This is a genomic window from Labrenzia sp. R5_0 (assembly GCF_017743835.1).
GTDB classification, from domain to species: domain Bacteria; phylum Pseudomonadota; class Alphaproteobacteria; order Rhizobiales; family Stappiaceae; genus Roseibium; species Roseibium algicola.
Genome location: NZ_JAGHRK010000002.1, coordinates 1,203,096 through 1,217,685 on the forward strand (window position 1 = coordinate 1,203,096; position 14,590 = coordinate 1,217,685).

General features: G+C 60.9%; 13 protein-coding genes. All 13 read right to left on the reverse strand.

Going from position 1 to position 14,590, the window contains the following annotated elements:
* Window positions 1-4: 4 nt before the first annotated feature.
* Complete coding sequence (locus J7447_RS14400; RefSeq protein ID WP_055656147.1) at window positions 5-769, reverse strand: SDR family NAD(P)-dependent oxidoreductase; 765 nt, start codon at window positions 767-769, stop codon at window positions 5-7.
* 89 nt (window positions 770-858) lie between these two features.
* Window positions 859-2,175, reverse strand: a complete 1,317-nt coding sequence (locus J7447_RS14405; protein WP_023003190.1) for a TRAP transporter large permease — start codon at window positions 2,173-2,175, stop codon at window positions 859-861.
* Window positions 2,172-2,759, reverse strand: a complete 588-nt coding sequence (locus J7447_RS14410) for a TRAP transporter small permease (protein WP_023003189.1) — start codon at window positions 2,757-2,759, stop codon at window positions 2,172-2,174. The genes J7447_RS14405 and J7447_RS14410 overlap by 4 nt, the downstream gene beginning before the upstream one ends.
* Window positions 2,760-2,825: 66 nt before the next feature.
* The gene (locus J7447_RS14415; protein ID WP_023003188.1) at window positions 2,826-3,866 is read right to left on the reverse strand and encodes a TRAP transporter substrate-binding protein; all 1,041 of its coding nucleotides are present in this window, start codon (window positions 3,864-3,866) and stop codon (window positions 2,826-2,828) included.
* A gap of 563 nt (window positions 3,867-4,429) precedes the next feature.
* Window positions 4,430-6,076, reverse strand: coding sequence for a dihydroxyacetone kinase subunit DhaK (locus J7447_RS14420; RefSeq protein ID WP_023003186.1), 1,647 nt, complete (start codon window positions 6,074-6,076; stop codon window positions 4,430-4,432).
* An 11-nt stretch (window positions 6,077-6,087) separates the two neighbouring features.
* Window positions 6,088-7,083: an ABC transporter ATP-binding protein gene (locus tag J7447_RS14425; RefSeq protein ID WP_023003185.1), complete on the reverse strand. Its 996-nt coding sequence runs from the start codon at window positions 7,081-7,083 to the stop codon at window positions 6,088-6,090.
* Complete coding sequence (locus J7447_RS14430; protein WP_055656157.1) at window positions 7,076-8,173, reverse strand: ABC transporter ATP-binding protein; 1,098 nt, start codon at window positions 8,171-8,173, stop codon at window positions 7,076-7,078. Before J7447_RS14430 ends, J7447_RS14425 begins: the two co-directional genes overlap by 8 nt.
* A 5-nt stretch (window positions 8,174-8,178) precedes the next feature.
* A complete protein-coding gene (locus J7447_RS14435; RefSeq protein ID WP_035908047.1) occupies window positions 8,179-8,367 on the reverse strand; it encodes a hypothetical protein in 189 nt (62 codons plus the stop codon).
* Window positions 8,367-9,308: a carbohydrate ABC transporter permease gene (locus J7447_RS14440; RefSeq protein WP_023003182.1), complete on the reverse strand. Its 942-nt coding sequence runs from the start codon at window positions 9,306-9,308 to the stop codon at window positions 8,367-8,369. Before J7447_RS14440 ends, J7447_RS14435 begins: the two co-directional genes overlap by 1 nt.
* Window positions 9,305-10,252, reverse strand: a complete 948-nt coding sequence (locus J7447_RS14445; RefSeq protein ID WP_031270370.1) for a sugar ABC transporter permease — start codon at window positions 10,250-10,252, stop codon at window positions 9,305-9,307. Before J7447_RS14445 ends, J7447_RS14440 begins: the two co-directional genes overlap by 4 nt.
* A gap of 201 nt (window positions 10,253-10,453) precedes the next feature.
* Window positions 10,454-11,773 (reverse strand): extracellular solute-binding protein, encoded by a 1,320-nt coding sequence (locus J7447_RS14450; protein ID WP_209170025.1) that lies wholly within the window; start codon window positions 11,771-11,773, stop codon window positions 10,454-10,456.
* A gap of 225 nt (window positions 11,774-11,998) precedes the next feature.
* The gene (locus tag J7447_RS14455; protein ID WP_023003179.1) at window positions 11,999-13,027 is read right to left on the reverse strand and encodes a LacI family DNA-binding transcriptional regulator; all 1,029 of its coding nucleotides are present in this window, start codon (window positions 13,025-13,027) and stop codon (window positions 11,999-12,001) included.
* Between the two features lie 343 nt (window positions 13,028-13,370).
* Window positions 13,371-14,330: an NAD-dependent epimerase/dehydratase family protein gene (locus tag J7447_RS14460; protein ID WP_209170026.1), complete on the reverse strand. Its 960-nt coding sequence runs from the start codon at window positions 14,328-14,330 to the stop codon at window positions 13,371-13,373.
* Window positions 14,331-14,590 lie beyond the last annotated feature (260 nt).

Below are 14,590 nucleotides of genomic sequence, written 5' to 3' on the forward strand. Positions count from 1 at the left end.
CTCCTCAGCGCGGCGGCAGACGCACGGCGCCATCCAGGCGGATGGTCGTGCCGTTCAGGAACGGGTTGGTCACGATGTGCCCGGCAAGCAGGGCGAATTCCTCCGGCTCGCCAAGACGTGGCGGGAACGGAATGTTGGCCGTGATCTTGGCTGAAACCTCTTCCGGCAGACCTTCCATCATCGGCGTTCTGAACAGGCCCGGCGCAATGGCCATCACGCGGATGCCGTGCTGGGCAAACTCCCGCGCTGCCGGCAGGCACATGGCAGCAATGCCGCCCTTGGACGCCGAATAGGCAGCCTGGCCCAGCTGGCCGTCCTCGAAGGCGACCGATGCCGTATTGACGATCACGCCACGCTCGCCGTTTTCCAGCGGTTCCACGTCCATGAGGCGTCTTGCGGCATGGCTCATGACATTGAACGTGCCGAAGAGATTGACCTTCAGCGTCTTTTCAAAGGTATCGAAGGAGAGCTTGCCTTCCCGGCCGACGATGCGCGCGGCAAAGCCGACGCCGGCGCAGTTGACGACAACGCGCGGCGTTTCACCGAGCAACCCGATCGCTTCGTCGAGTGCAGCGCCTACGGCTGCCTCGTCGCTGACGTCGGCCTGAACGGCGAAGCCGCCGATTTCTTCCGCCACAGTGCGGGCCCGGTCGATATCGAAATCAAGGATCGCAACTTTCGCGCCCTGGCTCGCAAAATGACGGGCTGTCGCGGCCCCGAGGCCACTGCCGCCACCTGTCACGAAAGCCGCTTGTCCGGATATCAGCATGGCACAGCCTCTGAATTGGTTTTAGTCATCATTGTTATATCTCATACCTATTTTGATACGCCGAAAGGGCGCACTCCTTCCGGCTGGGTTTAGCCAGCCAGAAGGAACAGGGTGATTGACGGAAAGAGGACCAACAGGATCACACGGACTATGTCGGACGTTACGAACCAGAGAACCGCCTTGTAGGTTTCCTTCATCGGCGTCGACCGATCCATCGCGTTGATGATGAAAAGGTTCATGCCGACGGGCGGTGTTATCAGCCCCACCTCGACAACGATCAGCACCAGGATACCGAACCAGATGGCAACGTGTTCCGGGCTCATGCCGAAGTCGAGCACGCTGATCACCGGAAAGAAGATCGGGATGGTCAGAAGGATCATCGACAGGCTGTCCATGAGGCAACCGAAGACCAGGTAGAACAGCAGGATCAGTGTCAGAACGACAAGCGGACTGAAGCCCTGGCCAACGACCCAGCCGGAGAGTTCCTGCGGCAGCTGGCTGAGTGCCAGGAAGCTGTTGTAAAAGCCGGCGCCGAGCACGATGAAGAAGATCATCGCCGTGCTCATAGCCGTCTGGATCATGCTGTCGACAAAGACCTTCCAGGTCAGGTTACCGGAAATGAGCGCGATGATGCCCGTTCCGGCCGCACCGACGGCAGCGCCCTCGGTCGGGGTAAACCAGCCCAGATAGATGCCACCGACCACGAGCCCGAACACCAGAAGCACAGGCCAGACGTCCATCAGCGCACGCATGCGCTCCGCATAAGGCACCGGCTCACGCGTTCCGGCGGAGCCGGGGTTGAGGCGGACATAGATCGAGATGGTGATCATGTAGCCGATGGCCGCCAGAATGCCCGGAATGAAGGCAGCCAGGAACAGTTTGGCGATGTTCTGTTCGGTCAGGATGGCATAGATCACCAGGATGACCGACGGCGGAATGAGAATGCCGAGCGTGCCGCCGGCGGCCAGCGTTGCCGTCGAAAAGCCGCCGGAATAGCCGTAGCGGCGCAGTTCCGGCAGGGCGACACGGCTCATGGTGGCAGCGGTTGCCAGCGACGATCCGCAGATGGCGCCAAAGCCCGCGCAGGCCCCGACCGCAGCCATGGCAACACCGCCCTTGCGATGGCCGAGCCAGCTTTCGGCGGCCTTGAAGAGAGACGACGACATGCCGGAGTGGGTCGCGAACTGTCCCATCAGCAGGAACATCGGAATGATCGTCAGCGAGTAGCTGGAGAAGGTGGAATAGGTCTCCGACTTCAGCTTGGCGAGAATGATGTTGGAACTGCCGGTCGCAAGATAGAGACCACCCAGACCGCAAATCATCATGGCAAGGCCGATCGGCGCCCGCAGGAAGATCAGCAGCAGAAGAACGGGAAACGACAGATAGCCGAGTTCAAGCAGGCTCAATGGACCCCTCCCTCGGCATCGGGCGTGAAACGCCGGCCGGTGATCAGTTCAAGCACCTTGGCGACGGCGCAGTAGAGCGCGACGACGGAGGCAACAGCGGCGGCGGCAAAGCTGAGCGCGAAGGCCCACCAGATCGGAAACTGCAGCAGGAAGGTGGTTTCGTTGTAGCGCATCTTGTCTTCCATGCCGACGAACAGCCGCCAGGTGATCAGGAAGATCAGCAAGCTGAGGAGAACCTCCCACACGACTTCCAGCCACCGGTTCATCCAGCGCGGAAAACTGCCGGCGAAGACGTCCACGGTGGCGTGCCCCCGCTTAAGCTGGCAGATGGGCAGAAAGGCGAAAATGGTGAAGCTGATCCCCGCTTCGACCAGCTCGAAATCGCCGGAAACCGGACCGACGCCGGTCGCGATCAGCGCGTTGGCAGCGCTTTCGGACAGCGAGGTCATAAATTCGGAATGACCGAATGTGTTCAGCCCGCGGCCAAGCACGCTGACACAGGTCAGCCCGATCAGCGCTGTCAGAACCAGACCGCCAAGGATCGCCATGAAGCGCGCGAGACGCTCCACCAGAGTGAGCAGCATTTTACGTGTATCCTGTCGAAGAATGCCCTCCGGAACACCTGGTTCCGGAGGACTGCTTCATGACGGTCAGTTGGCCATCAGCGCTTCGGCACGGGCCTGCAGCGCCTTGCCGTCGATGCCCTTGGCATCCATTTCGGCGTACCACTCGTCGATGGTGCCCTGAGCGGCGGCTTCCCACTCGGCAGCCTGCTCGTCCGTCAGCGTGATGATGTTGTTGCCCATCTCCACGGCTGCGGCCCGCGGGCCGGCATCATCGGCCTGCATCTGCTTGCCGGCGAAGGCAGAGAATTCCTCACCGGAGTTAGCGTCGATGATGGCCTTCAGGTCGTCCGGCAGGCTGTCGTACTTGTCCTTGTTCATCCCGAAGATGAAGGACGTGGTGTAGAGCGCCTTGCCCGGGAACTCGGTGTGGTTCTTGACCAGCTCGTTCACCTTCAGCGCGCCGACGACTTCCCACGGAATAACCGTCGCATCGACAACACCCTTGCTGAGCGCTTCCGGAATGGCCGGAACCGGCATGCCGATCGGCGTTGCACCCAGATTGGAGAACAGCTTGTTGGTGACACGGGTCGGTGCGCGAAGCTTGACGCCGTTCAGGTCGGACAGCGCGACGATCGGCTTGCTGGAGTGGATGACACCGGGTCCATGAACCCAGAGGGCCAGCGGCTTGAAGCGCGCGAAGTCCTCATCCATCATCGTTTCTTCGGCAAGCTTCCAGTAGGCGCGGGACATGGTCTCCGCATCCGTCATCGTGAACGGAAGCTCGAACACTTCTGCGCGCGGGAAGCGGCCCGGAGTGTAACCGGCAACGGTCCAGACGATATCAACGACACCATCGACGACCTGGTCGATCAGCTCCGGCGGCTTGCCGCCCAGCTGCATGGCCGGATAACGCTCGATCTTGATGCGCCCACCGGATTCCGCTTCGATCTTGTCGGCCCAGGGGTCGAGAACGTTCTTGGGTACATTGGCCTGAGCCGGCAAAAACTGGTGCAGGCGCAGCGTGACTTCCTGCGCAAGTGTGGACGACATGCTCCCGCCAAGTGCGATTGCGGAGACAGTCGCAGCCACAGCCAGTTTGGCAAACTGCTTATGCAAGTTGATCATGGTTTCCTCCCTGTTCGATCAACTTCAAAACCTGACCGGATTCCTCCCTCCGATCAGATGATGATCTATAATAGTTATATTACATAACTTTTTTCAAGCTCTATTTGGCGACCTGGTTCACTCCCTTCGCCTTGAGCTTTGCATGCAGGCGACCAATCGGAAAGTTATACATTCTGGTCAGCCGCAAAAGCATCACAAGATCCCGTAAAATTTGCCGGAGTTTGTGATGGATCAATCCCGAAGGCAAGGGTTTCCGTGAGAAGAATGGACAGAAAACGTCTTTATCTTCAACCCTGCCACTTCCTGCAAAGGAAGACCCGCCAGCCGGCATGACGACAGGCACCTTACCTAACGCAAGGGCATCAAGGCGGTAGCATCAAGCCAACGGGAATTTGTGGAAAGCCTGCCGGAGGTCGCAATGTCCCGGGCCTTGCGGGCTATCCGAACGCCGGAACACCATTGGCGCGGACACTCGACCAGAGGCTGGTTCAATAGAATGGAAAATCAGGGAAAGCACCGGCAGGCCGTGGGCTCGAAGCCCGGCCTGCCGGTCAGGTGCCGGCCTACGCGGACTTGGAGGTAAGGGCCGGTGAGAGGGTCAGTTGCTCGAACAGCCGGGCGACGGCCTCCGCGCCCGGATCGTTGTGACCGGAGAGGCTCGCCTCCGAGACATAGGATGCCCTGCCCGCGCGCGCCCGCGTGATCCGCGACGTGGCGTCCGCGCCCTGACGGGCTTCGGCAGCAGCCGCCTCGACACCGTTTTCCAGCGCATTCAGCGCCGGCAGCAGGGCGTCGATCATAGTGCGGTCACCTGGCTGGGCGCCGCCCACCTGCATGATCCGGTCAAGACCCGCTTTCAGCGCCCCAATGGCCCCACGGCCGCTGGAGGACGCATCGCCGGCAGCGGCAAAGAAGATCGCCAGCAGGACACCGGAAGACCCGCCCATTGTCTGGCTGAGTTCCAGACCGATGGCCCGGTAGAGCTGGGTGAGATCCGCCAGCGGCAACCGGTCGAGTGCCTTCACCAGTGCCCGTGCAGCGGTGGCAAGCGTGCTGCCGGTATCGCCATCGCCCGACTTGGCATCAAGCGCATTGAGATCGTCCTCGGCCGCGATCAGGATGTCGCAGCAGCGTTCGATGAACTTCCGCGTCTCCGGGTTCTTGGACGGCAGCGGCTGGATCGGCGTCAGACCGTCCGGCAGCGGCAGCACCGACACAGCGCCAAGCGCAAGGCAGCCGGGCCACGCCCAGGGTGCGACCGGCGCCTGCAGCAGGGCTTCTTCCGTCTTGCCGACCGGCAGCAGCGACACCGAGAACCCATGCATGTCGAGCGAAGTCATCATCGCCGCGGGGCCGATGACCCAGCGGATCTGGCTGCCGATGCGCGAGGCCGTGAGCTCTTCCAGAAGCACCGACATTTCAAGAGGTGTCGTGCTGCCCAGGTTGTTCACGATCGCCACATGAGGTCCAGGTGCGAGGTTCGGTGCAAGCCGGTCCACCACCATGGCCATGGCGGCGCGGGCATTCGAATAATCAACCTGCTCGATCCCCGCCTCGCCGTGAATGCCAAGCCCGAGTTCCGCCTTGCCATGGGCAATCCGGTCTTCCTTGGGCGAGCCAGGCACCGTGCAGGTGTCCAGCGACATGCCGATCGAGATCGCACCGCCGATGGTTTTCTTCGCCGCCTCGGTAATGGTTTCCAGATCCGCGCCCTGATCGGCAAGCGCTCCGGCGATCTTGTGCACGAACAGCGTACCGGCGACACCGCGCGCCTGCGGCAGGTCCGGCAGGGCAACGTCGTCATCGACAATCACCATGTTGACCTTCAGTCCGAAGGAGCGGGCCCGCTCGGCCGCAAGACCGAAATTCAGCCGGTCGCCGGTGTAGTTCTTGACGATCAGAAGGCAGCCGGCCTTGCCGGTGACGGCCAGAATGCCCGCTAGTACCGCATCCACGGAGGGCGAGGCAAACACCTCTCCGCAGACGGCCGCCGTGAGCATGCCCTGGCCGACGAAACCTGCATGGCTCGGCTCATGGCCGGAACCACCTCCGGAGACAAGCGCCACCTTGGATTTGTCCCAGTCGGTGCGCACCACCACCTTGATATGCGGATAGCCGTCGAGACGGGCGAGCCGCCCGCCGGCCGTGCGCAGCATGCCGTCAATCGCTTCGGTGACGAGCGTTTCCTTGGTATTGATGAATTGCTTCATGTCCCGTCTCCTCAGGAAATGCGAGCGCCGCTGGCGTCGAAGAAAAGCGGATTTCTTGGTTGAATGGCGAGAGTGTCGCCCGGTTCCAAGGCGGTGTGGCTGTCTGACAGCGTTACGACGGAATGTCCATCCAGAGATAGATGCAGCCGGGTCTGATCACCCAGATGTTCGACCCGGCGAACTTCCGATACCTTGCCTTCGCCTTGCGCGATATGCTCCGGACGCAGACCGATGGTCTTGGCACCGCTCGGCGCACCGGCAAAAAGATCGGCCGGCAGCACGTTGATGCGTGGCTGGCCGAGACGCCCGGCGACATAAAGATTGACCGGGTTCTCGTAGATCTCGCGCGGCGATCCGAATTGCACCAGGCGGCCATGATCGAGAACACCGACGTGCGTTGCCATGGTCATGGCCTCGATCTGGTCATGGGTCACGTAAAGCAACGTCGCCCCCAGGCTTTCCTGGATGCGCTTCAACTCGATGCGCAGGTCAGACCGCAGCTTGGCATCGAGCGAGGAAAGCGGTTCATCCATGAGATAGATGGACGGATCGCGCACCAGAGCCCTGCCGATGGACACCCGCTGCATTTCGCCGCCGGAAAGGTTGGTCGCCTTGTTGGCAAGCTTGTGCGAAATGCGCAAGACTTCGGCCACTTCGGCAACCTTGCGGTCGATCTCGTCCGCAGGCGTCTTGAGCAAGGGCGAGCGAAGCGGAAATGCCAGGTTCTCCCGCACGCTCATGTGTGGATAGAGCGAATACTGCTGGAACACCATGGCCACGTTGCGCTGCGCCGGCGTGTCGCCAACCACCGACCGCCCCGCGATGACGACGTCGCCGGCGTCCGGCTGTTCCAGTCCCGCGATCAGACGCAGGATGGTGGTCTTCCCGGCCCCAGTCGGCCCCAGCAGCGTCACGAAGGCGCCATTGGGGATGTTCATGCTCACCTCATCGACAGCGAGCGTGTCGCCGAACCGCTTGGTGAGGCCTGACAGCCTGACTTCAGCCATGAGCAAGCACTCCCTCGTTCAGTTCCGACCGCAGCGCCCGCCCCGACTGATTGTCGAACAGCGTCACCGTTGACCCGTTGAATTCGAGGCCGACAAATTCACCGGCGCGAACAGGCTGGTCTGAGGGAATGCGGGCCTTCAGTTCACCGGAGGCGGTCTTCAACGTGACGATCTGCGTGGTGCCGAGATATTCGGCGGCCAGAACCTCACCCCGGTAGGATCCGCTGTCGTTGAGCGTGATGTGCTCCGGACGGATGCCGAAGACCATGTCACCTTCAAAGGGTTCCATCAGCCGCGGCACGTCCAGCTCCTCGTGATGCATCATTACCTTGGACGCGCCCGCATGGACCTCGCCGTGAAAGCGCAGGAAGTTCATCGGCGGCGAGCCGATGAAGTCGGCAACGAACATGGTTGCCGGCTTGTCGTAGATATCCTGCGGCGTGCCGAACTGCTCGATGACGCCATGGTTCATGACCACGATCTTGTCGCCCATCTGCATCGCCTCCAGCTGGTCGTGGGTGACATAGACAGTGGTGGCGCCCATGCGGTCATGCAGCGCCCGCAGCTCCTCGGCCATATGCTCGCGGAACTCCGCATCGAGCGCACCGAGCGGCTCGTCCATCATGAAGGCTTTCGGATCCCGGACGATGGCCCTGCCGAGCGCGACACGCTGGCGGTCGCCGCCGGAAAGCCCGCCCACCGGCCGGTCGAGGATCTTCTCGATCCCGAGAATGCGGGCAACTTCCGCCACCTTCTCGGCAACCTGATGTTTCGGCATACCCTGGCTGACCAGCGGATAGGAGATGTTCTTGCGCACATTCATGTGCGGGTAGAGGGCGAACATCTGGAAGACGAAGGCGATATCGCGCTGGCTCGCCGGCCGTTGGCCGACCTCCTCGCCGTCGATATAGATCTCGCCTGACGTCGGCAGCTCCAGCCCGGCAATCATGCGCAAGGTGGTGGTCTTGCCACAGCCGGACGGGCCGAGCAGCATGAAGAACTCACCGTCCTCGATCTTGAAGGAAGACGACTGCACGGCAGTGAAGTCGCCGAATTCCTTCCGAAGGTTTCTGATTACGATCTCTGCCAAGACAGTCACTCCGGAAAGTGGCTGACGATGATGAACATGACTGTTCCGGTCAGCGTAACGATGAAGGAATAGGTGTAGGCCCACAGGAAGACCGGCTGCATCAGCATGATCACACCAATGGCGATCAGAAGGGATGCGAGCATTTCCCAGGACCCGCGGCGCAGGCGGACGAGGCCGCTCATGAAATCGCTGATCATTTGCGGACCGCTCCGAAGGTGATGCCGCGCAGGAGATGTTTGCGAAGCAGGATGGTGAAGACCATGACCGGCACCAGGAACAGGGTTGCCCCTGCCGCGACCGCCGGCCAGTCCTGGCCGCCGACGCCGATGATGGTCGGAATGAAGGGGGGAGCCGTCTGGGCCGTGCCGGAGGTCAGCAGCACCGCGAAGGCATATTCGTTCCACGAGAAGATCAGGCAGAAGATGGCCGTCGAGGCGATGCCCGTTGCCGCCTGCGGCAGCACCACCTTGTAGAACGCCTGGAAGCGGGTGTAGCCGTCGATCAGCGCCGCTTCCTCGTATTCTCGCGGGATCTCGTCGATGAAGCCCTTCAGCAGCCAGACCGCAAGCGAGATATTGACCGCCGTATAGAGCAGGATCATGCCCAGGTGCGTATCCGACAGCCCAAGGGTGCGGAACATCAGGAAGATCGGGATCGCGACCGCGATCGGCGGCATCATTCTTGTCGACAGGATGAAGAACAGCAGGTCGTCCTTCAGCGGCACCTTGAACCTTGAAAAGGCATAGGCGGCGAGCGTTCCGAGGAACACCGACAGGAAGGTGGAGCCAAATCCGATGATGACCGAATTCAGGAACCTTTCGCCGTAGCGGGAGGGGCCTGCGATCACCATGTCGCGGTTGCGGACGATTTCCTCGTACCAGGTAGCGGGCGGCGGCAGGGCCTGAAGCTGTTCCGGCGACACGCGGGTGCGGGTGGTGAAGAGGTTGACGTAGCCTTCCAGAGACGGCTCGAAGAGCACCTTCGGAGGATAGGCGATGGCATCGACCGGAGACTTGAACCCTGTCGTCAGGATCCAGACCAGCGGCAGCAGGGTGATGACCGCGTAGGCGATGACCAGCGACCCGGCCACCCACTTCTGCCGCGAAGACGGTTCTGTGATGGAATAGCTGCTCATCTTTCCTTCACCTTGTTCAGGGCTTTGACGTAGATCGAGGCGAGGCCGAAGACAGTCACGAACAGGACGATCGCGTAGGCGGAGGCATAGCCGGTGCGCCACTTCTCGAAGGCTTCACGCTTCAGGTTGATGGAGGTGAGTTCGGTCACGGAGCCAGGGCCACCGCCGGTGAGCTGCACCACAAGATCGAACATCTTGAAGTTCTCGATGCCGCGGAACAGGACTGCCAGCATGAGGAAGGGCAGCACCATGGGCACAGTGATCGTCCAGAACTGGCGCCACTTGCTGGCCCGATCGATTTCCGCGGCCTCGTAGATATAGTCCGGTATCGATCGCAGGCCTGCCAGACAGATGAGCATCACGAAGGGGGTCCACATCCAGGTATCGACAATCACGATAGCCCAGGGCGCGAGCGCCACGTCGCCGATCATCTGGAAGGATGCCGGATCGACCCCGGTGAAGAAGGACACACCGTAATTGAAGAGACCGATCTGCGGCTGGTAGAGAAAGGTCCAGAAATTGCCGACAACGGCCGGTGACAACATCATCGGCAGCACGATCAGGGTGGTCCACAGATCGTTGCCCTTGAATTTCCGGTTGATCAGCCAGGCCAGTGTGAAACCGATCAGCACCTGCAGGACGATGGTCCAGAACAGGAAATGCGCGGTCGCCTGCATGGTCAGCCAGATGTCGCCATCGGTCAGGATGCGCTCGTAATTGCGCAGGCCGATGTATTCGACATCGCGGTTTGGCCGATTGGCCCGGAAATTCGTGAAGCTGAGATTGATCGTCCAGATCAGCGGGAAGATATTGACCGCAAGCAGCAGGAAAATTGTCGGAGCGACAAAAAGCCAGGCAATCGTACGGTCGGAAAGCCCTCGGATTTTCGCGGCAACGGTGGGCGGCGTTGCCTTTGCTACTCGGTCTATCGGGGTATCGGACATGAGACGCTCTTCTTGAGAAACGGTTCCGGAAAGCACGGGCCGGGACGGCCGGTCTTTCAGGGTGAGACAGCCCGCCAGAAGGCGGGCCGTCCGCAGAGGCAGGATCAGGAGTTGGCCGACAAAAGACCGGCCATCCGCTGAGACAAGGGCAGGTCAAACCCTGACAATCGCATTGGTATCGTCAGGGTTCACCTGGAGCCGTCAGAGCTTGCCTTCGTCCTCGAAGGTTTCGGTCCAGTCGGCGATCAGCTTGTCGAGCGCTTCCTGTGCGGTGCCCTGGTCGGCAACCACATAGTCATGAAGGCGTTTTTGCATCGCCAGCAGCAGTTCGGCGTAAGCCGGCTCCTGCCAGAAATCCATCACGTTATCCATGGCCAGAAGGAAGTCGGACGCAAACGGCGCACTGTCCGGGAAGCTCGGATCGCTGAGGACGCTGACATGGCAGGAATAGCCGCCGAGATCCCACCACTTCTTCTGAACGCTCGGCTGCGCGAACCACTTGATGTACTCAAGCGCCGCATCCTGCTTGTCGGAATAGGCCACCACGGAGATGCCCTGCCCGCCGAGCGTCGAGGCTTCCCGGTTCTGGCCGGGATTGACGAAGAAGCCGATCTTGTCGCCGCCCACATCCGGGTCGGCATAGAGGCCGGGGAAGAAGGCGAACCAGTTCATGGCCATGGCCACCTGCCCCGACTTGAAGGCATCGAGGGACTGTTCCATGTAGCTGTCGGTGTAGCCCGGCGGCGTGCCGGTCTTGTAGAGTTCCTTGTAGAACTCCAGGCCCGCCACGGCTTCGGGCGAGTTGACCGCACCTTCCATGTCGTATTTGCCCGGCGTCATCTCGTATTTGAAGCCGAACGGATAAAGCGCACTGGTCGCGCCCATGGTGATGCCTTCCGAGCCGCGCTCGGTGAAGATGGACGCGCCGTACCGGGTCTGACCGTCGATCTCGCGTCCCTGGAAGAACTGTGCGACTTCCAGAAGCTCAGCTTGCTTCTTGGGCGGAGCCAGGTCACGGCCGTGCTTCTCCTTGAAGGCAGCCTGAATGTCCGGCATTTCGAACCAGTCCTTGCGATAGAACCAGCCATTGGCATCGCCCATGGCCGGCAGCGCATAGTAGTTCGGCTCGCCCTTGGGCCAGGTGGAATAGGCATAGACGGTCGCCGGAGCGAAATCGTCCATGCTGATGCCTTCCTTCTCGAAGAAGTCGTTCAGCTTGACGTAATGGCCGTTTTCCGCGCCGCCGCCGATCCACTGGCTGTCGCCGATCAGCAGATCGCACAGTTTGCCGCCGGAGTTCAGCTCGTTCAGCATGCGGTCGGCGAAGTTCGGCCAGGGCACGAATTCGAAGTTCATGGTGTGGCCGTATTCGGCTTCAAATTCCTTCGACAGCTCGACCAGCGCGTTGGCCGGATCCCAGGCCGCCCAGCACAGCGTCAGCTCATCGGCCTGCGCATTGGAAACAGATAGTCCGCTAACCGCAACAATGGCGGTCGCCGCGAGAAGTTTCGCAGTTTTCATGGGTGAAGTCCTCCCGAATGGTCGCGTGCCGGCGCATGCCGGACCGCAGCACTCCTCCAAGTGCAGGCTCACGCTATCTGACATACGTATGTCACGTCAATCAAAAAACTGACATACGTCTTTCTTTTCGAGGTCAATCAGACCTGATTCATGCCGACAACACAGGGCATGATATTGATATTGCTTATTTTTAAGGGACAGAACTCTTGGCCGGAGCGGCCAGCCTCAATAGAGGTTTTCGCGCATGATGATCTCGATCCGGATCTTTTCCTGCGCCTCATAGATGTCCGTGCCGTCGCATTTGGCCCGCAAGACCCGCAGGGCACTGCGCACGAGATGACCGACATTCTGGGCGATGACAGCATCAAGTTCGCCATCGGCAAGAGCCTGCCGCGTTACGGGCGTCAGATCGTGAGCGATCACCACAAACCGTCCGGCAACGCCATGCTCACGCAATGCATCCAGCATGGCCGCATTGCCCGACCCCATGGAATAAACCGCCTTCAGCTCCGGGTGTGCCTTGAGCGCATGGTCAAGGGTTTCATGGATCCGGTCCGGATCATCGTAGAATTCGATCGTCGGCAGGGTTTTCAGTTGCGGAAAGTCCCGCGACAGCACTTCGTCCAGACCGAAGCGGCGCTCGATGCTGTCACGCGCCACCATGGAATTGGTCACCACCAGGATGCTGCCGGTCTCGTTGCGCAAGAACTTGCCTAACAGCGCCCCTGCGGTCTTGCCGGCGGAGAAATTGTCGACACCTGCAAAATAGTGGCATTTCGAGTTCGGCAGGTCAGACACCAGCGCGACGACATAAACACCTGCACTCTTGATATGCGCGATGGCATCGCGCACCTGAGGTGTTTCCGGAACCATCATGGCAACGCCGTCCAGTTCGGACAGGTCCAGGGTCTTCAGCTTGTCGACAACCGCGTGCGGATCGGCGGCGTCGACCAGCAACACGCTGACGTCAGTCCGGTCCGCCACCTGCGCACCGGACGCTTCTTCGACCGCGGCCACCAGCGTTTCGACGAAATGATTGGGCCCTTCGGGAAGAACGAACACGAATTTGTACTGGCGCTGCCTGGCGAGATTGGCCGCATTGGTATCGCGCACATAGCCGAGCTTGCGAACAGCTTCCTTCACCCGCTCCGCGTTCTTCGGGCGCACATCCGCACGCCCGTTCAAGACCCGGTCGACGGTCGACAGGCTGACCCCGGCCTCGCGGGCGATATCGTGTACGGTTGGCTTGACCATTACGTCTCCCGGACCATCCCGCGTTCTCGTGAACGCAGACAAGATGATCCACCACTTCAACGCCGATCAGCGTCTGGGCCCTCCCGCGGGACCGACCGGACACCCGCTGACCGACAGGGAGACAATGTCGCGCAGCATTCTGACATACGTCAATCAAAAATCCGCTTTACGGCGATTGACGGAAGAAATTTCCCCAAGGATATCAGGCAATTGCAAATCACGGGCAAGCGTTGCAGAAGCAAGATGGCGCCACTGGCCACGCTTTCCTGCAGCTAATCCGATTCATGGCAACAGAGCAAGCCAGGCCGGTCGTTTCAACCGGCACCAGCTCAAGAAACAGCAATCAAACAGCGGACAGACCGGCGTCAGTAGCGCCCGCACTGTAGGCACATGCAGGCTCTGCAAGCGGAGCCTTGCCATTTGCATCCGCAAAGGCCCGAACCATATGCGCAAGCCCTTCCTCTATGCTTGTCTTCGTTTGCCAGCCAAGCAATTGCCGGGCGCGTTCCCCCGACCCGACGAAGCCGTTGACGTCGAAGCTGCGCGGCCCGACATGGTGGATTTCGGCGGCCGTTCCGGCCAGCCGTACGCTGGCTTCGGCAAGTTCGGTCAGGCTGGTGCCGACCCCGGAGACGAATTGCACAGGCGGTGGCGCCTTCCGTTCAGCCTCGATGAAAGTGACCATCTTCAGAATACCGTCAACGACATCATCCAGATAATTGAAGTCGAAGACATGATTGCGGCCCTCGACCTGCAATCTGTGCCCTTCGGTGGCGGCTCTTGCGAAGGCGGGAACAACACGGTCCGCATGATCGGAAATCCGGCCATAGACGTTCGAGAACCGCAGGATAGCGGCCTTGACACCGGCCTCCTGGGCTGCCTCCACCAGCTTCTCGCCTGCCAGCTTTGACCGTCCATAGACATTCATCGGGCAGCGTGCAGTGTCTTCATCTGCCGGAAATCGGGTGACCGGCCCATAGGCTTCCCGGCTGCTGCCGAAGAGAACCCATGGACGGCTCCCGCTACTTGCAGCAGCTGCAAGAACGTTGCGGGTTCCCCCGACATTCACGTCCCGGCACAGCACGGGATTATGCTCACCCCAAAGCACCCGGGACACTGCTGCCAGGTGAATAACGCCGCTGCAGCCCCGCACCGCGTCTTCAACCGCAGCGCCGTTGCGGCTGTCCTGCCCAGCATCGGCAATATCAAACGTACGGACAGGACGGCCCAGCGCCGTCAGCGTGTCCACAAGGGCGGACCCGATAAGGCCGGCACTTCCGGTGATCAGAATGGGAAGGGACATGTTGTGGTGTGTTCCGGGGTAGCTGCGAAAGCCCGGCCGCCTACCCGCTCGGCCGTTAAATCGCGCCTAGCACGCGCCGTGCCAAAGATGCCCGGCAGCATCACAAAGCTGCCGCGGATCAAAATCTCTCGGCCAATTCCGCCAGACGGCTTCTCAATCAAGCAGCGTTTGCTCGGAGACCCCTCAGCCAATGCCGGCCCATGGCATGGCCGCGCCAGGGCATTTCCTGCCGAGCGCACCACCAGCACCGGGCGAATTTT